This window comes from Agathobaculum sp. NTUH-O15-33, assembly GCF_033193315.1.
Classification (GTDB): Bacteria; Bacillota; Clostridia; order Oscillospirales; family Butyricicoccaceae; genus Agathobaculum; species Agathobaculum faecihominis_A.
The window spans coordinates 2596891-2617543 of the sequence record NZ_CP136187.1; the positions used below are offsets into that span (position 1 = coordinate 2596891).

17 protein-coding genes are annotated in these 20653 nt (G+C 53.1%); 1 reads left to right on the plus strand and 16 read right to left on the minus strand.

Features of this window, described 5'->3' with window-relative positions; genetic code table 11:
• Positions 1–17: 17 nt before the first annotated feature.
• The 10 genes from RWV98_RS12555 to RWV98_RS12600 all read right to left on the minus strand — a co-directional run bounded on the left by RWV98_RS12555 (position 18) and on the right by RWV98_RS12600 (position 11172).
• Positions 18–1010 carry a sugar ABC transporter substrate-binding protein gene (locus tag RWV98_RS12555; RefSeq protein ID WP_317861136.1) on the minus strand — a complete coding sequence of 331 codons (993 nt, stop codon included), beginning with the start codon at positions 1008–1010 and terminating at the stop codon, positions 18–20.
• A gap of 53 nt (positions 1011–1063) precedes the next feature.
• Positions 1064–2035 carry an ABC transporter permease gene (locus RWV98_RS12560; RefSeq protein ID WP_280962415.1) on the minus strand — a complete coding sequence of 324 codons (972 nt, stop codon included), beginning with the start codon at positions 2033–2035 and terminating at the stop codon, positions 1064–1066.
• The gene (locus tag RWV98_RS12565) at positions 2032–3534 is read right to left on the minus strand and encodes a sugar ABC transporter ATP-binding protein (protein WP_317861139.1); all 1503 of its coding nucleotides are present in this window, start codon (positions 3532–3534) and stop codon (positions 2032–2034) included. Before RWV98_RS12565 ends, RWV98_RS12560 begins: the two co-directional genes overlap by 4 nt.
• A gap of 15 nt (positions 3535–3549) precedes the next feature.
• The gene (locus RWV98_RS12570) at positions 3550–4527 is read right to left on the minus strand and encodes a carbohydrate kinase family protein (RefSeq protein ID WP_317861140.1); all 978 of its coding nucleotides are present in this window, start codon (positions 4525–4527) and stop codon (positions 3550–3552) included.
• Positions 4528–4541: 14 nt separating this feature from the next.
• On the minus strand, positions 4542–5585 hold the full coding sequence (locus RWV98_RS12575; RefSeq protein ID WP_317861142.1) for an NAD(P)-dependent alcohol dehydrogenase: 1044 nt from the start codon (positions 5583–5585) through the stop codon (positions 4542–4544).
• Positions 5586–5596: 11 nt separating this feature from the next.
• Positions 5597–6661 carry a zinc-dependent alcohol dehydrogenase gene (locus RWV98_RS12580; RefSeq protein ID WP_317861144.1) on the minus strand — a complete coding sequence of 355 codons (1065 nt, stop codon included), beginning with the start codon at positions 6659–6661 and terminating at the stop codon, positions 5597–5599.
• Positions 6661–7572: a class II fructose-bisphosphate aldolase gene (locus RWV98_RS12585; RefSeq protein WP_317861146.1), complete on the minus strand. Its 912-nt coding sequence runs from the start codon at positions 7570–7572 to the stop codon at positions 6661–6663. Before RWV98_RS12585 ends, RWV98_RS12580 begins: the two co-directional genes overlap by 1 nt.
• 12 nt (positions 7573–7584) lie before the next feature.
• Positions 7585–8529, minus strand: coding sequence for an aldo/keto reductase (locus RWV98_RS12590; RefSeq protein WP_317861148.1), 945 nt, complete (start codon positions 8527–8529; stop codon positions 7585–7587).
• Positions 8530–8749: 220 nt separating this feature from the next.
• Positions 8750–10588: a histidine kinase dimerization/phosphoacceptor domain -containing protein gene (locus tag RWV98_RS12595; protein WP_317861150.1), complete on the minus strand. Its 1839-nt coding sequence runs from the start codon at positions 10586–10588 to the stop codon at positions 8750–8752.
• Positions 10585–11172, minus strand: coding sequence for an ANTAR domain-containing response regulator (locus RWV98_RS12600; RefSeq protein WP_317861151.1), 588 nt, complete (start codon positions 11170–11172; stop codon positions 10585–10587). Before RWV98_RS12600 ends, RWV98_RS12595 begins: the two co-directional genes overlap by 4 nt.
• Positions 11173–11501: 329 nt before the next feature.
• Here RWV98_RS12600 and RWV98_RS12605 point away from each other — a divergent pair, with 329 nt between their 5' ends.
• Positions 11502–12338, plus strand: coding sequence for a hypothetical protein (locus RWV98_RS12605; protein ID WP_317861153.1), 837 nt, complete (start codon positions 11502–11504; stop codon positions 12336–12338).
• Between the two features lie 154 nt (positions 12339–12492).
• On the opposite strand, the gene RWV98_RS12610 is transcribed toward RWV98_RS12605, so the two are convergent.
• From RWV98_RS12610 to RWV98_RS12635, 6 genes are all read right to left on the minus strand, one after another.
• Complete coding sequence (locus RWV98_RS12610; protein ID WP_317861155.1) at positions 12493–14196, minus strand: SWIM zinc finger family protein; 1704 nt, start codon at positions 14194–14196, stop codon at positions 12493–12495.
• 470 nt (positions 14197–14666) lie between these two features.
• Positions 14667–15686, minus strand: coding sequence for a zinc-dependent alcohol dehydrogenase (locus RWV98_RS12615; protein WP_317861157.1), 1020 nt, complete (start codon positions 15684–15686; stop codon positions 14667–14669).
• Positions 15687–15716: 30 nt separating this feature from the next.
• On the minus strand, positions 15717–17099 hold the full coding sequence (locus RWV98_RS12620) for an MFS transporter (protein WP_280962427.1): 1383 nt from the start codon (positions 17097–17099) through the stop codon (positions 15717–15719).
• 45 nt (positions 17100–17144) lie between these two features.
• Positions 17145–18095 (minus strand): transketolase family protein, encoded by a 951-nt coding sequence (locus tag RWV98_RS12625; RefSeq protein WP_280962428.1) that lies wholly within the window; start codon positions 18093–18095, stop codon positions 17145–17147.
• A 3-nt stretch (positions 18096–18098) separates the two neighbouring features.
• The gene (locus RWV98_RS12630; protein ID WP_317861160.1) at positions 18099–18950 is read right to left on the minus strand and encodes a transketolase; all 852 of its coding nucleotides are present in this window, start codon (positions 18948–18950) and stop codon (positions 18099–18101) included.
• Positions 18951–19333: 383 nt separating this feature from the next.
• Positions 19334–20401: a zinc-dependent alcohol dehydrogenase gene (locus RWV98_RS12635; protein WP_280962430.1), complete on the minus strand. Its 1068-nt coding sequence runs from the start codon at positions 20399–20401 to the stop codon at positions 19334–19336.
• Positions 20402–20653 lie beyond the last annotated feature (252 nt).

Genomic DNA, 20653 nt, shown 5'->3' on the forward strand with positions numbered 1-20653 from the left:
TTTCCTTTCCCAAGCTTTTAATAATCCTTATAATCCGCTACATTCGATGCGTCGACCGCGCTGAACGGAACGATTTTATCCGTTGGCTCCTTGCCATCGCGAATCTCTATGCAAAGTTCAATAAACGCTTTCGCCTGCGCCTTGTAGTCTTGTAAGACACTCATGGACATTTCACCCGCCGCGATGGAATCCTGCGCTTCGGCGGAAGCGTCGAATCCGGCCACGATCACATCGCCGTCGAAACGGTCGGCCGCTTTCATCGCTTCGATGGCCGGCAGCGCGGTCTCATCAGCGGTTGTCACAACACACTTGATGTTGTCGTATGCCTGTAGCCAGTTTTCCATGATCTTCAGGCCTTCGTCGCGGTTGTTATGCGCATCCTCGCGGGCGGCGACGGTAACGTCGTCACGTCCGGCGTCCTTTAGCGCCGTTAGCATGCCTTCCTCGCGGGCCAGCGATTGTTGATCGCCGTCATGGCTGGCCATATAAAAAATCTCTGCGTTTTGCGGGAGATGCTCTGCCAGCCACTGCCCCTGCAAATAGCCGCCGTCATAATTCTCCGATCCGACATAGGCATATTTCTCATAGCCGTCCGCCCGGTCGGTCAAACCGTTCAGCAGACCCACGCACCATGCGTCCGCTTCCGCACAGGCGGTTGCGACCGGCATGCAAGCATCGGAGTCGTCCCAAATGCCGCCGACGACCTGCGCCCTTTGCGCCAGCATGGATTCCGCGTTGCTGATCTCGGTATAAACATCACGGTTTGCCTGTGTCAGCAGCACGGTCATGCCCTCGGCCTCCCCGTACTCCTTGATCGCGTTGGCAAAATTCATGCAATAGACGCAGGAGCTTGTGGAATATTCGCAGCCAATGATAAACTCCTTTGCGCTTCCCGCGGAGGCGCTGTCCGCGCCGCTCTCCTCTGCGCTTGGCGCCGCCGGTTCGCCGCATGCCGACAGTCCGCCCACAAGCATCAGTGCCGCCACCAAAATGCTGATTGCTCTTTTCATGATTTTTCCTCCTTTGATATTGGTTTAATGTGAATGAAATTTAGCGTGCCTACTCACTTGTTGCTTTTTTTCGTATTGATATCAATAATGACCGCCACAGCGATCAGCAAACCCTTTGCGATCGTCTGCCAGTTACTGTCAAGCCCCATCAAAATCATGACGTTATTGATGATACCGACGATGATGGCGCCGACGATGACGTTGAACATCGAGCCGTGGCCGCCGCTGAAGCTGGTACCGCCGACCACAGTCGCCGTGATCGCGTCGAATTCATACCCGCCGGTCGTGATGTTGGGCGTTGCCGCCATCATGCGCGACGTAAGGATCAGCCCCGCGATACCGACCAGCGCGCCGTTGATCACATAGGTCAGTCGAAGGATTCGGTTCACATTGATACCCGCCGCGATACTAGCCTTCAGGTTACCGCCAATGGCGTACATGTATAGGCCAAGTCTGGTTCGTTTGAGCATAAACTGCATAAGAATTAGTACAAGCGCGAGCAAAACCAGCATATTGGGTATGAAATCAAACAACTTACCCTGACTTAACCATTTCAGCTTATCCAACCCTTTTATCGTTTTGCCGCCGCTGTAAAGATAGCTCATGCCTTCAGCAAGGCTCATAATGGCAAGCGTTGCGATAAACGGCGGCAGCTTGAACCAAGTAATCATGCTACCGCTGATGTAATTGAGCACGATGCCGATCAGCATGGCGACGGCAAAGCATACGATCACGGAATTTGTTTGCAACAGCGCATTGGCTGCAAAGCAAGAGGAGACAGCCGCGACAGCCGAGGCGGACAGATCGATACATCCGCTGACGAGCAATATCGTTTCGCCCGCCGCAATGACCGCGACCGCCGTGATCTGCTTCATGACGTTCGTTAGGTTGGAAGCTTTCAAAAAATTGGGGTTTGCGATACAAGCCCCGAGAAACACGATGATCATGATCAAGAAAATGCCGTATTTCTGATAAATTTCGCCTACACTGCTTTTGTTGAGCTTGGAACCTACGCCATTCTTCATAGTTTTCTCCCCCCATCGATGATGGTTTTCATGATACCGTCCTGCGTCGCGTTTTCGTGCGGAAATTCGTCCAGAATACGGCCGCTGTCCATCACGATGATGCGCTGGCTGACATTGATGACCTCCGGCATTTCCGAGCTGACGATGATGATCGCCATGCCCTGCGCCGCAAGATCTTTAATAATCTGATATATCTCCTGTTTCGCACCGATGTCGATGCCTCGCGTCGGCTCATCCATAATCAGAACCTTGACATCCTTTCGGATCAGCCACTTGGCCAGCACAACCTTTTGCTGATTACCGCCGGAAAGAAACGCGGTCTTTTGGTGAATAGACGGCGTTTTGATCCGTAAAAGCTCTGTTTGCCCGCTCACCTCCCGCGCAATGCGTTTGAAATCCAAACTGCCGTATTTTGAGTATTCCTTTGCGCTGGGGAGCATCACATTCTCGCTCACCGTAAGATCGCCCACAAACCCATGGATGGCGCGGTCCTCAAACACCAGACAGATTCCGGCCCGAATTGCGTCTTGGGTTGAGCGTATCTTGACTTTTTCTTTGTTGATAAAAATACTGCCGCTTTGGTATGGATCCATGCCGAAAAGTGCGCGCATCACTTCGCTGCGTCCCGCTCCGACCATGCCCGAAAAGCCCAGCACCTCGCCCTGATGCAGTGTAAAAGAGATATTTTCGAATACGCCCTGTCTGGTCAGGCCCTCCACACGGAGCACCTCTTCCGTGCCGCATGTTCCCACGGGAGGATACACCTTACCCATATCGCGGCCGACCATCATTTGTATGATCTTAGCCTCCGAAGCTTCTTTTCTTGGAATGGAGCCGATCAGCTTTGCATCGCGCAGAACGGTAATCGCGTCGCACAGCTCCATAATCTCATCTAGCTTATGACTGATGTAAACGACCGCTATCCCTTTAGCCTTGAGCGCCCTGACCTGCTCGAACATTTTCTGAGTTTCCACCGTGGTAAGCGACGAGGTGGGTTCGTCCATGATCACAACCTCCGCGCCGCGTGAGATCGCTTTGATGATCTCTACCATTTGACACTGAGCGATACTGATATCGCTCATTTTGGTTGTCGGTTCCATTTGTAACTTGAGCTCGTTGATCAGTTCTTTTGTCTTTTGACAGCGCGTTTTCTTGCTGATCACACCGCCTGTGGCGGGCTCCCGCCCCAGAAATATATTTTCCTCAATGGTCAGTCCGGGCACATAGGCCAGTTCCTGCGGGACGATCGATATTCCCGCGTCCAGCGCTTCCCGCTCGCTACGAAAGTCAACGACTCGCCCCTTATAGCGGACTTCGCCCGCATCCTTTTTATAGGTGCCGGATAGTATTTTCATTAAGGTAGATTTGCCCGCGCCGTTTTCACCGACCAGTGCGTGAATACTGCCTCGCCGCAGCGTTAAGCTTACGGAATCCAGCGCTTTAACGCCGGGAAAGCTTTTTGTAATGTCCTTCATTTCAACGATCACGTTGTTTTCCATAGCTCCCGCCTTTCCTCATACGCACGGCGTGATTTTCATGCGTTTGTTCCGGCTTTCCAGAAAAGCCTCCACCTGTTTCGCGCTTTCAATCCCGGCGGTTGCGCCGACCCTCCCCACAGCCAGTGCGCCCGTGGCCGAAGCGTATGCCGCACAAGCCTCCAGCGGCAGTTCGTGGATCAGCCCCGACATGAATCCGGCCGCATAGCAATCGCCCGCGCCGGTCGTATCGATCGGATCAACATAGAAGGGCTGCTGAAAAAAACGCGTTTTCTTATTTTTGATCAGGCTTCCTTTTGCACCGAACTTGATTGCCACCGTGCCGATGCCTAAATTCAAAAAGTAATCCGCCATTTCATCGGGATCACGCTTGCCGGACAGCATGGCTGCTTCCCGTTCGTTGGGAAACAAGTAATCCAGATAGGGCAACGCGTGCCGCAAGCCGTCTAAGGAGCAGTGCGCCGCAGTCGGGCCAACATCGGCGCAGGTGATCGCGCCGTTTTGCTTCGCCGTTTGGAATAGATGTGTGAGCGCCCGATCGTCAAACTTTTCATGCACAAAAATGCTGCCGAACGCGATGAGCCGCGCCCTCCGTATCACCTCGTAATCCACATCGTCCTCGCAGAACTCGGTGCGTGATGTTTTGTTTTTGCTGATCGTATAGATCCGTTTGTCCTTCGCGCCGATCAAAATATTATTGGCCGCCGTCGGCGCATCCGGATCGCGGTAGACCGATGCAACGTCCACCCCCGCCGCTTCGGCTTGCTCCAGCAAAAAGCGGCCGATAAAATCGTCGCCTACTCGACTGATCAAACCCACGCGGTTTCCCAGCTTGCTCATGGCCATCGCTTCGTTTACCGCGTCGCCGCCCGCGCTGTAGGTGATCGATTCCGCAAGATTTGGCTCGGTTTCCAAAAACGTATTGAAATCCAAGCCGCTTGTTGAAATATCCAGCAGACAGGTGCCCAGACAGATGGCGTCAAATTTTTTATCCATGGTATCCCTCCGTTTCAGAATTTGATAACGGCTTTGACCACGCTCTGCTTGTTGTGCTCCGCCTGTTCAAACGCAAGCTGTGTATCCTCAAAGGCAAATTCATCGGTCGCGAGCTGGTTGATATCGATTCGCCCGCTCGCGATCGCCTCGATCGCCGTGGGATAAATGTTGGCGTAGCGGAATGTAAAAATCAGCTTGACCTCTTTTTCCGTCAATTCGTAAAGCGTAAGCGTCGTCGGCGCATTGACGCTGCCGACCTGTAGGATCGTACCGCCGCGTCCAATGAGCTTTGCAGCAAGCTGCACGGTTTCCGGCCGCCCGGCTGCTTCCAATACAAAGTTCGGCAGGCCGCCGCCCAGCAGCGTCCGAACCTTTGTGAGCGGATCCTCGCGCGCAGAGTTGATCACCGCGTCCGCGCCCAATTCCAATGCTTTTTGCAAACGGTTATCGAATACATCAACCATGATGATCTTAGAAACGCCGCGGGCTCGTGCCGCCAGCAGCAGCGTCAGACCGATACAGCCCGAACCCAAAATAACGGCTACATCGCCCAGACCGATACCGGCGCGCTTCGTCGCGTGCAGGCCGATGGAAAGCGGCTCGATCAGCGCGCCCGCTTTGGTATCGACAGTAGCGGGGAGTTTGAACGCCATATGCGCCGGATAGTCGATATAGCGGCGCAGGGCCCCGTTGAAATACGGCGGACACGCCATAAATTTTACCTCCGGGCACAGGTTGTACCGGCCGCTTTTGCAGAACGCGCACCTACCGCAAGGCACGCCCGGCTCCAGCGCAACCTTGTCCCCCACCGTCAAGTGCGTGACGTTTTTACCGGTCCGCACAACCTCGCCCGCGCATTCGTGGCCAATGATAAAGGGGAGCTTATGTGCGCCGTTTGCAACCTCATGGTTGTGGTCGCCGAAAAAGAATAGGTCGGATCCGCAAATGCCCATGTATTCCGTATGTACGATCACCTGATCGTCGCCGCAATCCGGCATTGGGATTTCCCGCTTTTCCATTTTTCCTACGCCTACCTGATAAAACGCCTCGTTTTTCATCTGTTCCCCTCCTATTCCGGCAGCAGCACTGCTTTGGCGACCTGCTGGGATCGCATCATTTGATACCCAGTTTTATATTCACTAAGCGGTAAAACCGCGCCGATCAGGCTTTGCAGATCAAGCTGTTTGGTTTCGAGCAGCCGCATCACCTTGGCCCACGAGGTGCCGTTATAACCCATGTGGCCGATCACCGTGATCTGTTTATCAATCAGCGGCAGCAGCGAATATCCATACGCTCCGGGCGGATTGCCGATACGGACGAATTTTCCATCGTGCTGCAAATACTCCATGGCCTGATGCATGACAGCGGGCGCACCCGCCGCGTCCACCACGATGCCAACGCCGTCCTCCCCCGCGAGCTGCCGCACGCGGGCGGGGATGTCCTCCTCATCCGCAACCAGCAGATGTGTCGCGCCAAATTGGTGAGCCAAGGGAAAGCGCTTTTCCACATCGCTTTTCATGCCGATGCAAATGATGCTGCTCGCACCCGCAAGCTTTGCCATTTGCAAGCTGTATAAGCCGAGCGGGCCAAGCCCGACGATCACGACCGTGTCCCCCGGCCGGACTTGTGCTTCCTGTATCATGGCACGGTACGCATTGGCGGCGGGCTCCATAATCGCGCCTTGCTCAAAGGAAACACAGTCCGGAAGCTTCATGAGGCAGCTCGGGTAAAGCTTTAAAATATCGCCGGGGATTCTGCAATATTTTGTAAAGCCGCCGTCCATGCCGGAACCAAGCGTTTTGCGGTGCAGACAATGCACAAAATCGCCGCGCAGGCAAGCCGAGCATTGGCCGCACGCATAACCGGTGTTATCGGAAACGACACGGTCGCCGATTTTCCAGCGGCCGCTCACACGGCTGCCCAGTTGGCAAATAACGCCGCAAAATTCGTGCCCCAGTACGAACGGATGATCCGCGTTAAACGCACCGCTTTCCCAGTGCAGGTCGGCGCCGCAGATGCCGGCGGCCCTCACTTCAACCAAAATGTCGTCTTCACCGCAAACTGGAACCGGTATTTCCTGAAGCGCCAGTTTGCCGCGTTCCAGATACCGCAGCGCGGTCATGGTCTCGCCCATTACTGAAACCTCCTCGCCGTCACTGTTTCCGTTTCAGAGATCGGAATGGTAAGGGCCTGCGTGTTGAATACCTCCAAAATATGCCGTGTTTCCGAAACAACGGATTCCATGCCCACTTCGAGCATCTGACGGGAGGTCAGTCGCTTGCCCATCTGCGCATTCGAGAATTCCCGCATAGCGTCCGCACAGTTGATCATCATACCGGAGATATAGTTGACCTTATTGATCCCGCCTGCGACAGCCTTTGAAAATTCCTCATCCGGCAGGCCGGAGCCCCCGTGCAGGACCAAAGGCAGATCGCCGACGCGGTCGCGGATCTCCGTCAGGCGTGGAATATCCAGATGCGGCGTACCCTGATAGGGGCCATGGTTAGAGCCAAAGGCGACGGCCAGCGCGTCAACGCCGGTAAGGTTTGCGAACCGCTCCGCTTCCTCGGGCTTCGTATAGAACTGGGGCTTTGCAATCCCCTCGTCGGGTGTGCCCTCGTAACCGCCCACATGGCCGATCTCGGCTTCCACGCTCACGCCGCAGGCATGCGCGGCTTCCACAACCTTGCCGACCAGCGCCACATTTTCTTCAAACGGCAAGGTGGAGCCGTCGATCATCACGCCGCCGCAGCCGTAATGGATCGCCCGCATGCAAAGCTCATAACTGCCGGCGTGGTCGATCATCACACAGACCGGGACCTTGGCGCTACGCGCCATTTCCAGCAGCATCCGCAGATGTACGTCTTGCCGGAAATCAGCCGGGAACGTAAAATCACCGGCAAACATCAGGATCAGCGGGCGGTTCATTTGCTCACAAGCGAGCAGACACCCCTGCGCTGTGAAAAAGTCATGTCCGTTCAGCGCGGGCACGGCGTATTTTTTCGCAACAGATTCGCTTAGTATCTCTTTTAATGTTACTAACATGATGCCGTCTCCTTAACAGTCCAGATACGTTTCGATCGCTTTGTTGATGGTTTTCATTTCTTCATCCGTCAGCGTCCAGTCAAAGCCGCCGCAGTTTTCATTCGCTTCTCGGGTATTGCGCGAGCCGCAAAGCGAGGTATCGACAAAATCGCGCTGTGTGTTCCAATTCACCGCGATCTGCGCCAGCGCCGCGCCGCGTTTTTCAGCAATCACATCCAGTTCTTTGAGCAGTTTCATCACCTTAGAAAACATCGGCTCGCGGAAATACGGGAAAAAGGCGACGCGTGCGTCGTCCGGCGCAAAATTCGGAAGGGACCGGTACTGTCCGGTCAGTACACCGCTGGCAAGGCTCGAATAAGTCATCGTACCCATGCCCCGGCTGTGCGCCCACTTGAGGAATTCCTCGTTCGAGCGGTCGCACATGTTGTAACACATCTGCACCGCCTCGATCTTCCCATACTTTTCGGCTTCCAAAATCTCTTCCTTGGTAAAGTTGGAAACACTGATGTGGCCGATCTTGCCCTGCTGTTTCAGCTCGTTCAGCGCGTCCATTGTTTCCTCGATCGGCGTGTTTTGATCGGGCCAGTGAATCATGTAATTATCGATATAGTCGATACCCAGATTGCGAAGCGATTCCTCACAGCACTTAAAAATAAAATCCCGGCTGCCGCAGCGAATAAAAATGTTGCCGTAAATATTCATGGTGCCGCATTTTGTCGTAATATACAGCTTGTCGCGGATCCCCTTGATGCACTCGCCCACTATTCGCTCGCAGTCTCCTGCTGAATAGGACAGCGCCGTATCCAAATGGTTTACGCCGTTCTCCACCAACGCGTGAACGGTGTCGATCGCGTCTTTCTTCTCGATCGCTCCCCATTCCTTGCCCCCAAGCGTCCAGGAACCGATACTCAGACAGGAAATATCCCATCCGTAATTGCCAAATGATTTGTAACGCATTGTCATACAACCTCCTTAAACATAAAAAAACAGAATGCCCCCGCTTATTACAGCGAAAGCATTCTGCACTTTCTCTCATCACATTCGGCAAAAAACCCTTCATGAGTCCCGCCGAATCTATTCACTTTTGATGGGCTAAGTATAACCTCATCCCAAGTCCTTTGTCAACACTTTTTTATTTTTTCAGTAATTTACGCTATTTTTTGATACTTATTTTTGTTCAATCTTTACTATTCCGCGCGTCATATACATGCGAGGTCGGAAACAGGATCCGCACCGTCGTTCCCGCGTTATTCGCAAAATCCACCGTGCCATGCAGCCCCGCAATAATGCTTTTGACCACGGACACGCCAATGCTCCCCGACAGCTCCATTTGTTCCCGATTCTTCAATCCGCATCCATTATCTGCGATGATCAACTGTATATTCTTACCATCGTTGTGACAAAAGACGCGGATCACATTATCCTTACGCCCCTGAAAAGCGTGCTTCATGCAGTTGCAAATCAGTTCATTGACCACCAGCGATATCTGCGTCGCCTTATTGTATGGAATACTGATGTTTTCCACGTCCAGATTGATGCGCACATCGTCTCGCTCATATATTTTGATCACTTCTTTCACGATATTGTAAAGATTTACAATGCTACCCTCGTTTTTATCTTTGGCCAGCAGGTTATGCACGATCGCTATACTGGAAATACGCGATATGATGGATTGAAAAATCTCATCGATGTCGCCGCCCTTTTCCTTGTAGTGCAGCTTCTGCATATAGATCATGGAGGTGATCATTTGTAAATTATTCTTTATTCTATGGTGACTTTCTTGCAGCAGCATCGAACGGCCGATCAAGTTGGAGGTTTCAATCGCAATCGCGATCTCTTTGCCAAAAGTTTTTAAATACCGCTCATCGGTCTCGCTAAGCAGACGGTTCTCCCGGAAGGATACTTGAATCAGCCCGCTAATCTGTTCATTACGGTTGACCGGCATACAAACAATGGTGCGTATCTCGCGGTTCTCCTGAAAAAGGGCTTCATATCCCGCGGTTTGTCCGGATAGGATTACAAGATTCCCTTCACACACCAGCCGGCAGATCGCGTCGCTTTTCAGACTGGGCACTGACAATTTTGTCTCGTTGTCCCGTATCGTGTCTATTACGCCGTTTACCTCTTCGTTGAGCAGGTAGATCACGCTGTTTTGCGCACCCAATACTTTGGTGATATCCTTTGCAAGATACAGCAGTTCTTTTTTCAGCTCCGAACTCGAAGATAAAATATCGCGCGCATTGACAATAGTTTGCAGAATATCCCATTCCTTGTCGCGCGAATCTCGTTGAAGCGGCGCCCAGCCTGACAGCATGTACATGATCTCTTTGGGATTTTTGATCACATCCTCGGTCTTGGCGGTTATTTTAATCAGCCCGTCATCCAAAACCGATATTCTGTCCGAGATATGTAGTGCATCGTCCAGATGGGAGGTCACAAACACGATGCTTTGCCCGCGTTGTTTCATTTCCCGCAAGATATTGAGCAGCCCGCCTCGGTTGTCCTTATCAATATCCAGAAAAGGCTCGCTAAGCACCACGATTGGGCAATTTTTGATATAAGCGCGCAGAAATTCAAGCATTTTCCGATCTTCGCGCGCCATTTCACGGACTTTTTTCCGCAAATCCAACTTGATCTGGAACTGCTCAAGCAGCTCCTCACATCGCCGTAGCTCCTGCCTCTTTTTTAAACGAAAAACACCAGTCTTCGTCAAAAAAATATTTTCCGCAGCCGATAAGTACGGGAATTGGTTCGCCCCCTGACGAACCACATCGATCCTGCGCTCCTTCCTGCAAAACCGCGCCGGCTCGCCCAATAAGAAGCATTGACCGGAATAGTCCGACAAATCGCCGCTCAATAAATCGACAAACTTTCGCAGTTCGTGCGTGGCCATGCCGACTACCGCGTGGATTTCCCCCTTTTGCAGCGCGAAACTGAGATTGGAAAATAGCTGCTCTCCGTCGCTGCGAACAGAAATATCCCGCATTTGCAGCACCGTTTCCGCCGTTTTATTCATTTGATTTTCTCGCTTACATCTACGATCTTTTGCGCCACCACGGCCATTTTGGTGTTGGTATCCGCACTCTTTTTTTGCAAAGCTTTCATTGCTTGCTGCTCGGTTAAGCCAAATTGATCCATCATCACACCCTTGGCCCGCTCGATGATAATCCGCTCCTTCAACTTCGATTCCGCTGTTTTCTGTCCCTGCTCCGCCTTCCTGCGCTTTTCAAATTGGCTTACCGCGATTTTGAGGGCCGAGCGCAACTCATATTCATCTATCGGCTTTTGCAGGTAAGCGAAAACACCGGCCGCGCAAGCGCGCTCCACATAGTTTTCATTCCGGTAGCCGGTCACGATGATCGTAGGGATCTCTTGTTCTTGATTAACGGTATCCGCCGCCGTGATTCCATCCACTACCGGCATATCGATATCCATGATCACAATATCCGGCTGTTGTTTACGGATTCCGTCGATTGCGGCTTGTCCGTCCAACGCGGTGCCGACAACCTCATGGCCGCATATCTTTACAAGCGCTTCAAAGCCCATGAGTACGATCGGCTCATCCTCTGCAATGAACACCCGTAATTTTTTATCACCCATGTGTATCCCCTTTCCCAATCCAGAATCGCTGATATATTTGTATATTAATTATAACACCCAATCGTTCCTCTCACAATTTACAATCCCGAGATGTCCTGTCATTCTTATATATCCACAAAAATCGCCCTTCTTTTTTGGTCAAATCGTTAATTTTCTTAAGCGTTTGACAAACCACTTGACAACTTCTATGTAATATGTTTTAATCGGTACAACGAAATTGAGTTTATGGCAGATTCAATTTCTTTGTGGTAAGAAAGTGACGGATGCTTTCGCTGTATAGGCGAAAGCATCCGTTTTTTTATTCAATTTTTCATTAAGGAGTGTAAAAAATGATCTACCAATTTAAAATCGACCCACAAAAGTTACCTGCGCTGACTGAGGAACAAAAAGCCTGCCCTTATGCAGCGCTATATGAACGGGATATCGCCGAACCCGGAGCGGATATCCTCGCTGCCTTTGCGCCCGATCACGAGATCGCTTCCAGTTCGGCGGTCATGCCGGAGGACTTATGCAAAATTTTAGATCCAAATTTCCACCCCACAATGGGTTATTGCGTCATGCCTAACGGCGTCGGCTATTCCTGTACAGTGGTTCGATTGCCCGGGGCAGTTCCAGAAATGTATGATTACCGGCTAAACTTGGTTTTCGCAGAAGATATGGGGTTTATTGTGGAATATCCCGGCTTCCATTTTGAGCATTACGACGGTCTGTGTATAGAGGACAACGGCGCGGGACCCAAAGCGCTGATCCTTGACCGCAATTATTCCTTTGCCGAATTGGGTTTTCCCAGCGATCCCACGAAAATCAATTCCGATATTCTCAGCATTTCCGCCCACGATCAGGATATCGTGGCGGTGGAAGGTCCCATCGACCCGAACCGCGACAAGGGCGTGCTGATTTTGGTCAACAAGCGGATAGCAGGCGGCATGGAGCAGTGGTGGTTCGTCTATTCCGGCTTGCATATTCAAGACGGCAAATCCGCCGTTGTACTGGCTGCGGACGAAGTGATCTCCGCCGAATCCTGCCGCAGAAAGGGCCTGCATCTTGCCTATGAATCTGTCAACCAGCTCCAGTATTTGCCCATACTCATGGAGCAGTATCCGTTCCGCGCGTTCACGCCTCCGCGCCCCTGGCCCGAGCGCTACCGCTTCCTGCAGCATAAATAGACTATCGTTGAACCCACAATCGAGTAGGCTAGTGATCAATTCCCCTTCTCTCACACCACCATATGGATTCCGGACTTTATCCGGTTTGAAACGTGCATCGCCGGTTGCACAAACAGCAAGCCGCTGTGCATAACTTAGCGCACAGCGGCTTGTTTTATAATTGTTTGGCCGCCTTTCGCTCCAAAAGCGTTAGCTCCTCCTGCAGGGCGCTGCGGCGGGGATATGTTTCCCGCAGTTCCATGACCAGCTGTCTGGCTTCGGCGGTTCCTCCGTAACCGATTAGTTTTTCAAGGAGTGAGCACAGCTTATGATAGTCCCGCCGATTCTGGACTAGCTCCCCGACGGAACGGATCTGTGACGCGCACAGCGCATACACCCGCTGCGGGTATTGTTTGGCCAACTGGTTTCCGTAAATAAATACTGTATCCGGGTTTCTTTCTACTTGCTCTATCAGAAGCGCAAGCTCCGATTCCTTCGCTAAAATCAACATGTATTGATCGCAGGGGCGCGATGCGGCAATCGACTGCAAAAGCGACGGATATTCCTGCTCCCAACAGCCATCTGCCTGCAGGCGCTTTTTCAGTTCATCATAGCACTCCAGCTTACCCAGCAGGAGCATAGTGCGCAACTGCGCTGTCAGCCTCTTCTCCTGTCCGGCAGTACGATAAATATTACAGAGAAGCTCATGCCACTGGCTGGGAGAGCCATAGGGATTACGGGATGTTGTTTCGGCTTTTTCCAGACACAGCTTTTCCGCACGCTTGTAGTTCCCGGCGTCCATATCCATAATAGTCGCCAACTCCCGAAGCCGATCAAAATTCAGATGCTGTGAAAGAAAATCTCTGGCAGCTTTTGCTCCCTCCATGGTTTCGATCAGGCGAAAACGGGTTTCCATATTTGCTTCCATGCAATATTCTCTGCCGTATTCCATTTTACCGGCGGCGGCAAGCAGCTCGTCCAATAATGTGCTCAGCTTGGGCGCGCTTTTCTGATCGGCGAGCAGCGCTGCGCAGTTCAAAAGATCGTAGCGCAAATCCTCCCAGTCGTCAAACGTCTTGTTAAGCGCGATTTTCAGAATTTTGTCAAAGGAAACCTGTTTTTTCTTGGGCTCACCGCTTTGAAGGCTCGCCGCCGCATTCTCCAAAAGCTCCAATCCGTAATCCATCGTGTCACACAGACAACCCGAGCTGCTGTCCGCCTCAGAGGCCAGTTTTGCCCCGATGTGCAGCATCTCCAGTGCAAGGGCTATGGCCGCGGCAAACCGCCCGCGCTCCACGTGACGGCGCGCTGTTTCGAGAACCTCGTCCAGATCATTGCAGATTGCGTCACAGCCCCGCATGTCAATATCGCCTCTGTGCGTGTTGCGCCGGATGGATGCGTGTATCATCTCTTTTGCGGCGCTCAGTTCCTGCTCATCAGGTGCGCCCAGCGCAAATAGGACATTGGCGCAAAAACGCGCATCTTCCTTGGTGTGCTCCAGAATCAATGCCGCAAGTTCCTTCTTTGACGCCTTAGACAGCAGTGGTTCCAGCGAAAACGAAGGTTTGTTTTTATTTTTTCTAGGCGTAGTCTTTTTCTCTTTTGCTTTCCCGTTCTGCACAGCGAGCAACATCGCAACCACATGCTTGCACACATCCCCGCCATCATAGGGGCAGGTGCAATACCAATCCTTTACCTCTTGCTCCTCGGAAAGCTGAATATCCACATCATACGGCTCCCAGTCGCTGCCGTGCACCTTTGCGGAATAGTGACCGCCGTCCCGAATGAGACGCTCGACCATGCCATTTTCGTAATACCGCACACCTCTCTCATAAATGCGTATATCCACAGCGGACAGGAATTCTTCGATCGTTTTCATATTGATACATTTCCTTCATCAATCAATTGAAATTCCTCTATTGTATCTATTTTACTCCTCAGTCATTTCAAAGTAAATATTTTTAGGCTTTCATTCTGATCGAACTCATGGCATATCCAAATATGAGCGATGCTTTTTCCAATCAATACGAACTGCTATCGACAGACTGTCAAAGAATCCCTCGCGCCACAGCGCGCATTAAATAGAATTTTGCCGCTTGCGGCAAAATTCATAAAAACCGGGAGCATGTATCTCGGTTTGCTCTCATTTAATCGCCGCACGGCGGCGGTCAGTGGATAGAGGCCTACGGGCTATACAAACCGACTTCAAGTGTGCCTAAAAGGCGCGCGCAGAAGCCGGAATTCTCGATCGAAATGGGGCTTTGTTTCGATCGACAGACTGTCAAAAATACTTTTTTGACAGTCTGGTGCGCGCCGCAGAAGAACTATCTGCGGCGCGCATGTCTATTATTACGTCTTACTGCAATCCAATAGGATTTTGGGGTATTTCGCGGTTTTAAACACCTCGAAACTCTCAACCGCTTCGCTCAGCGGCATGACCTTGCCGATGATCTTATCGGTTTGCATCCGTTCGATCATGTTGATCGAACGGTTCATGATCGTCGTCGTGGTGAACACCGTTTGAATGCGGCCTTCCTTCATATACAACGCATGCAGGTTGAGCGGCATTTCAAACTGGGGCGGGAACACCGCAAAGTAAACGGCGGTGCCGCAGCGCGCCAAAATCTCGATCGGCGTCGCGGCCGCCTTGGGCGAGCCGGACATTTCAAACACGTAGTCAAAACCCAAACCGCCGGTTATCTCCATTGCGCGGGCGGCCGCGTCTTCATGAAACGGGTCAATTACATACTGCGCGCCCATCGAAAGCGCCAGCTCACGCTTTTCGGGCACCGGGTCGATCACCGTAATGCGCGCCGCGCCCGAAAGTAAGACCTGATTGAGCATGATCGAGCCTATGCCGCCGACACCCGCGACGCACACGGTCGCACCGTGGCGGATGGGCGCCAAATCCATCGCGCGCAGACAGCAGTTTGTTGGTTCAACGATCGCGTAATCGCGCAGTTCCGCGCTGTCGGGCAGTTTGTAAATAGTCTTAACGTCGGTAACGACGTATTCCGCGAACGCGCCGGTCGGCTTGGAATGGATGCAGTACTGCGTCATGCCCTTTTTACACCATTCGCATTCGCCGCAATGGGAAACGGGGAACATCGTCACCTTGTCGCCCAGCTTATAGCCCGCGGCCTCGGCCTCCGTGCTCAGTTCAACGAGCGTGCCCGCCGCCTCATGTCCAAGCGGCGCGGGCGGCTTACTGCCCATCACGCCCATGGTGACCATATGGACATCGGTCGCGCAAAGCGCGGCGTAGGCGATCTTTACTTTGACTTCCCCCGGCCCCACCGCCGGAATATCCACGTCGATCAGATCGATCTTGTTCTCATCCAGCCACCAAAGCTGCTTCATTTTTGCCATAGTAAAACGCTCCTTTCAAAAGCCGACCGGTCAATTCGCGAGCCCGCGTTCGCGCAGATTGCTGACGATTTCGCCGTAAGTCTTCTTATCCAGTTTGTAGGAGAACATCGCGATCGCACAAACGATGGAGAACAGTCCGACAAAAATATGCGAGCCGAAATTCATGGTGAAAAGCACGGCGTCGCTCTGCGTCGCGTTCGGCACATAGCCGACGATTTGCAGAATAAAGGACGCGCCCGAAATCGCAACCGCCTGCCCGACCTTCAGCATAAAGTTAATGAAGGTCGAAACAAAACCGGCACAGTAAACGCCGTATTTGTGATAGGTGTACTCCGCCGTGTCGGGCATCATGCCGAATACGTTGCCCAGCATCATACCGGTGCCGAAGCCCATGCCGATATTCATCACATAGTAGAGCGCCTGACCGACAGGCGTAGTGATCGGAAGAAAGAACGAAATCAGCGCGCAAGTGGCGATCAGCGAGAACGCTACGCCGCTTATCGTCCCCTTGTTTTTCACGCGAGGCACCAGATAGCTTACCGCGAACGCGCCCACCATGCCAAGAATGGATTGAAGGGTCTGCGTATTGGCGTAAAGCAGATCGTTGCCCGCGTTATATGTGCAGAAATACAGGCGGAAAGTCATGCCGCCCTGAATAATGCCCCAGCCGGCATAGGCGATGGCGATCTGAATGACCGGCCAGTTGCCCTTGAGAACCTTGAACTGCGAAATGAACGAAACCTTCTTGGATTTGCTCATGTCCACCTGAACGACTTCCTTCGTCGACAGGATCGTGATGATAAAGAACGGCAGCGCCATTGCGGAAAAAATCAAAGCGGCCTTGCGGTATCCGGTCGCGCCGCCGCCCGTCGCATTGACAATACGCAGTGTGGCAAAGCTTAGAATGGTCATGGCGAGGAACGCGCCGGTCATGCGGTAACTGGAAAGCGCGCTGCGCGTATCCGTATCGCGCGTCATGGTCGCCGGCATCGCCGAATAGGTCACATTCACCATCGTGTACAGCAGCACCAAAATAAAGTACATGCCAAGGCCCCACCACGTGCGCGCGGTTTCCGACCAGTTAGGGTTGGTGGTAAAGGTCAGCACGTTGAAAACCAGCATGGGGACGCAAGCAAAGATGATCCAAGGGCGATAGCGGCCCCATTTGCTGTTCGTATGATCAGCCAGCGAACCGATGACCGGATCGTTGATCGCATCCCAAAATTTTGAGATAAAAATAATGATACCGACCGTGGCGGCGTTGATCATCGCAACGTCGGTCAGGAAAAACACCAGATATGCGCTGACGAGCGACCAACTCATATTACAAGCAAAGTCACCGCAGGCGTAACCGATCTTTTTGGGAACGCTCAGTTTGGTATATTCATCGACTGTTGCAGGCGCAGTACTCATTTCGGTTCCCCTTTCTCTGTATCCCTGTTTATATGTCTATCCCCGTCACACCATTTCCCGAACCGCCTTGACGACATCGGCAATATCGTAGCCGTATTTCCGGCGCAGTTCTTCGCCGCTGCCAAAACCCGCGTAAACCTGCGGTATGCCGAAGCGCTTGAAGTTTTTTGGCCTGATCGCGTTGTCGACGAAGAAATCGGAAATGGAGCTCGCCAAGCCGCCGCGCATCAAGTGGTCCTCCCACACGACGATGTTGCCGGTCTCTTCGACCGCCCTACGCACCACGGCTTCATCAAACGGCTTGATGGTGTACATGTCGACCACGCGCACATCAATGTTTTCTTTCGCCAGTTCCTCGGCGGCGTCAAGCGCCTCGCCGACCATTTCGCCGTGGGCCAGAATGGTCGCGTCTTTGCCGTCCCGCGCCGTCACGCTGCCGCCGATCGAAAAGTCGACCGCGCCCGGTTCATACAGCTGGCGGTCCTTTTTGCCCTGTGCCAAACGGATGTACATCGGCCCCGGATATTCCATCGAAAGATGGAGTATGTCGCGGATCATGTTCGGGTCGCAGATGGAAATCACCGTCATGTTGACCATCGACTTGACAATCGCAATGTCCTCCATCGCATTATGGGTAGAGCCGCCGCCCGAGGTCAGTCCGCCTCCTGTGCCGATAATGCGCACGGGCAGGTTCTGATAGCACACCGCCGTGCGAACCTGCTCGCAAGCGCGCATTGACAGAAACGGAAGCATGCCCATGATGACCGGGATGTTGCCTTCGAGCGCCAGCCCCGCCGCCACGCCGACGCAGTTCTGTTCGGCTATGCCGACGTCTATATAGCGGTCCGGAAAGTCCTGCCGGAACTGTTTCAGGTTCATGCCGACATCGGGCGTGCAGACAAACAGCCTGTCGTTCGTCTCGCCGATTTCATGCAAGGCATCGCCAATGACGCTGCGCGCCGAAATCCATTCCCCAAAATTAAAAGAACCAGCCATCGTTTACGCCTCCTTACCGTAATTCTTCGCGAGATCCTCAAGCGCCTGCTTGAAATCCTCTTCATTCAGGCTGCCGGCATGCCAGCCGACCACGCCTTCCATGAAATCAACGCCCTTGCCCTTGCGCGTGTGCGCGATGATCGCGGTTGGCCGCAGAGAGGACGAAGGCGGTAGGCTGTCGAGCGCGTCGACGATGGCGTTCATATCGTGGCCGTCAATCTCGATCACATTCCATCCGAACGCCTTCCATTTGTCCGCATAGGGCTCCATCACGGTGATCTCCTCCGTGTGGCTGCACATCATCTGCTTGTTGCGGTCGATCACCGCGATCAGATTGCCCAGCTTGTACGACCGCCCCGACATCGCGGCTTCCCAAACCGAACCTTCACAGGTTTCGCCGTCGCCCAGCATGCAAACAACGCGATGGCTTTCGCCTCGTGCTCTGGCCGAAAGCGCCATACCAACCGCCATCGACAGCCCCTGTCCCAACGAACCCGAGGAACACTCGACGCCCGGCAGCTGCACCTTGCAGGGATGCATGCCGTACGCACTGCCCAGACGGCCGTAGGTGCGGACAATTTCGTCGTAATCGAAAAAGCCGCGCATCGCCATAGCGATGTACATGCACACCGCGCCGTGGCCCTTGCTCAGGATAAACCGGTCGCGCTTTGGATTGCGGATGTCGCTCGGATCAACGTTTAGCCCGTGGTGGAACAGGCCGATCAGCAAGTCGGTCATCGACAGATCGCCGCCAATATGCACCGAGCCCTCGTAAACGCCGCACAGGTTAATCAGTTTTCGGCGCATTTCGTACGCCAGATCGGTCAAACGCAAAACTTCCTGTTTGTCTGCCATCATACATACCTCCTCGGATTTCGGTTTGGAAAAACGCGCCGCAAACATTTTGGTACTGTTATTGATAGAAAAACAAGGTTTCACCCAGAAATATGATTCCTTTATCCATGTTTTGTCTATTTTCACCTTACGTCTGCGGATTCGTTGTCTCTGTTAAGCATCATACGACAGTTTTTCAGGTTTGTCTGCCGGCATAGCGGACATGAAATTGTTTTTTCTGTCCAAAATCAGCCGCCTCACCTGCGCATATTATGCAAAATGTACAAATTACCGCAAGAGCTTTTTGCATATGCCACGATTCCCTCCGCGACACCGCACCCGGATAGAAAGCGGCTGCCGGAGACTTTTGTCTCCGGCAGCCGCAATAGAATGATGAAGCGCTCTTATTCCAGATCGGGATTGCATTTGACGAGGATCTTGGGATATTTACCGGTCAACTGCGCGTCAAACGCCGCGACAGCATCGTCCAGATCGAACACGGTTTCGGTCAGGCACTTGAGATTGAGCCGCGAAAGCATTTGCAGCGCGCGCGGGTAGGCGTACGGCGCCACCATGACGCCTGTGACGGTAATTTCGTTAAAATAGCAGTATTTTGATATATTAAACGGCAATTCATACTCGTTCGGATACTGCGCGCCGTAGATCAGCATGCCGCACTTAGCCGTAATATCGGGCAGCGCGGTCACCGCGCGAACCGAACCCGAGCAGTCGAGCACGATATCGTAACCGCGGCCCTCGGTCAGCTCCATCGCGCGGTCGACAACGCTTTCGCTGGACGGGTCAATCAAATACTGCGCGCCCAGTTCGCTGGCCAGCGCGCGGCGGTCGGCGATCGGCTCGATCATGGTAAGCGAGGTTGCGCCGTACAGGTTAAAAGTCTGCAACGCGAGCAGACCGATCGGTCCGCCGCCGCACACGCAAACGCGCATGCCCGCTTTCATTTGCGCCTTGTCCATCATGCGGATGATGATCGACATCGGCTCGAGCAGGCAGCCTTCTTTCAAGCTGATCTCCTCGGGCAGCTTATACACCTGATCCTCATGCCAAATCAGTTCGGGCGCATAACCGGGACGGTTATAGGTCTGCGCATTTTCGCAAAACTGCTGTTGGCCGTTCTGGCAGTAATAGCAGCCGCCACAGAAGCGCAGGAAGTTGCCCGCCACACGGTCACCCACTTTGAGTCCCTTGTGGTGCGCTTCCGGCCCCAGTTCGAGCACAACGCCCGAAATCTCATGCCCCAACGGGATGGGGTCGGTCGAGCCCTGCTCCTGCCCGAAACAGCCGCCCACGCAGTGCGGATCGGATCCGCAGATCGCACAGTAAGCGACCTTAATACGCACATCCTGCGGCCCCATCGCGGGAAGCGGCAGGTCAAGCAGTGCAACCTTGCCCCGGGTTTCCGGATTGGGGTCTTTCATATCGCCGACGCGCACGCCACACAGTGTTTTCATTCCAAACAGCCTCCTTTATTTGCCGTACATCACATTCGTCTACACGAGGGGGCAGCCCCCGTTATGGTTCATCTTACAGGCGTTTTCACGCCGCTGTCAACTTCGATTCAGCCATGATTGCGCACATTCCTGTCCTTTTTAGGGCTATAAAAATTTACCTCCGCTTTTTCTACACCCGGCCGTGTCCGCATTTGCTGACAGCGCGCCCGCGGCCTGTTATAATGAGGGCAACACAAGACATGGAGGGGTTTT

Bases quoted from the DNA above. Each gene is read 5' to 3' on its own strand.
- RWV98_RS12600 (WP_317861151.1), bottom strand. From the start codon at position 11,172: ATGGGTGATAAAAAATTACGGGTGTTCATTGCAGAGGATGAGCCGATC.
- RWV98_RS12590 (WP_317861148.1), bottom strand. From the start codon at position 8,529: ATGCGTTACAAATCATTTGGCAATTACGGATGGGATATTTCCTGTCTG.
- RWV98_RS12565 (WP_317861139.1), bottom strand. From the start codon at position 3,534: ATGGAAAACAACGTGATCGTTGAAATGAAGGACATTACAAAAAGCTTT.
- RWV98_RS12630 (WP_317861160.1), bottom strand. From the start codon at position 18,950: ATGGCAGACAAACAGGAAGTTTTGCGTTTGACCGATCTGGCGTACGAA.
- RWV98_RS12635 (WP_280962430.1), bottom strand. From the start codon at position 20,401: ATGAAAACACTGTGTGGCGTGCGCGTCGGCGATATGAAAGACCCCAAT.
- RWV98_RS12580 (WP_317861144.1), bottom strand. From the start codon at position 6,661: ATGGGCGAGACCATGACCGCGCTGCGGTATCTGGAACGCGGCAAACTG.
- RWV98_RS12595 (WP_317861150.1), bottom strand. From the start codon at position 10,588: ATGAATAAAACGGCGGAAACGGTGCTGCAAATGCGGGATATTTCTGTT.
- RWV98_RS12585 (WP_317861146.1), bottom strand. From the start codon at position 7,572: ATGTTAGTAACATTAAAAGAGATACTAAGCGAATCTGTTGCGAAAAAA.
- RWV98_RS12615 (WP_317861157.1), bottom strand. From the start codon at position 15,686: ATGGCAAAAATGAAGCAGCTTTGGTGGCTGGATGAGAACAAGATCGAT.
- RWV98_RS12555 (WP_317861136.1), bottom strand. From the start codon at position 1,010: ATGAAAAGAGCAATCAGCATTTTGGTGGCGGCACTGATGCTTGTGGGC.
- RWV98_RS12605 (WP_317861153.1), top strand. From the start codon at position 11,502: ATGATCTACCAATTTAAAATCGACCCACAAAAGTTACCTGCGCTGACT.
- RWV98_RS12575 (WP_317861142.1), bottom strand. From the start codon at position 5,585: ATGAAAAACGAGGCGTTTTATCAGGTAGGCGTAGGAAAAATGGAAAAG.
- RWV98_RS12610 (WP_317861155.1), bottom strand. From the start codon at position 14,196: ATGAAAACGATCGAAGAATTCCTGTCCGCTGTGGATATACGCATTTAT.
- RWV98_RS12560 (WP_280962415.1), bottom strand. From the start codon at position 2,035: ATGAAGAATGGCGTAGGTTCCAAGCTCAACAAAAGCAGTGTAGGCGAA.
- RWV98_RS12570 (WP_317861140.1), bottom strand. From the start codon at position 4,527: ATGGATAAAAAATTTGACGCCATCTGTCTGGGCACCTGTCTGCTGGAT.
- RWV98_RS12620 (WP_280962427.1), bottom strand. From the start codon at position 17,099: ATGAGTACTGCGCCTGCAACAGTCGATGAATATACCAAACTGAGCGTT.
- RWV98_RS12625 (WP_280962428.1), bottom strand. From the start codon at position 18,095: ATGGCTGGTTCTTTTAATTTTGGGGAATGGATTTCGGCGCGCAGCGTC.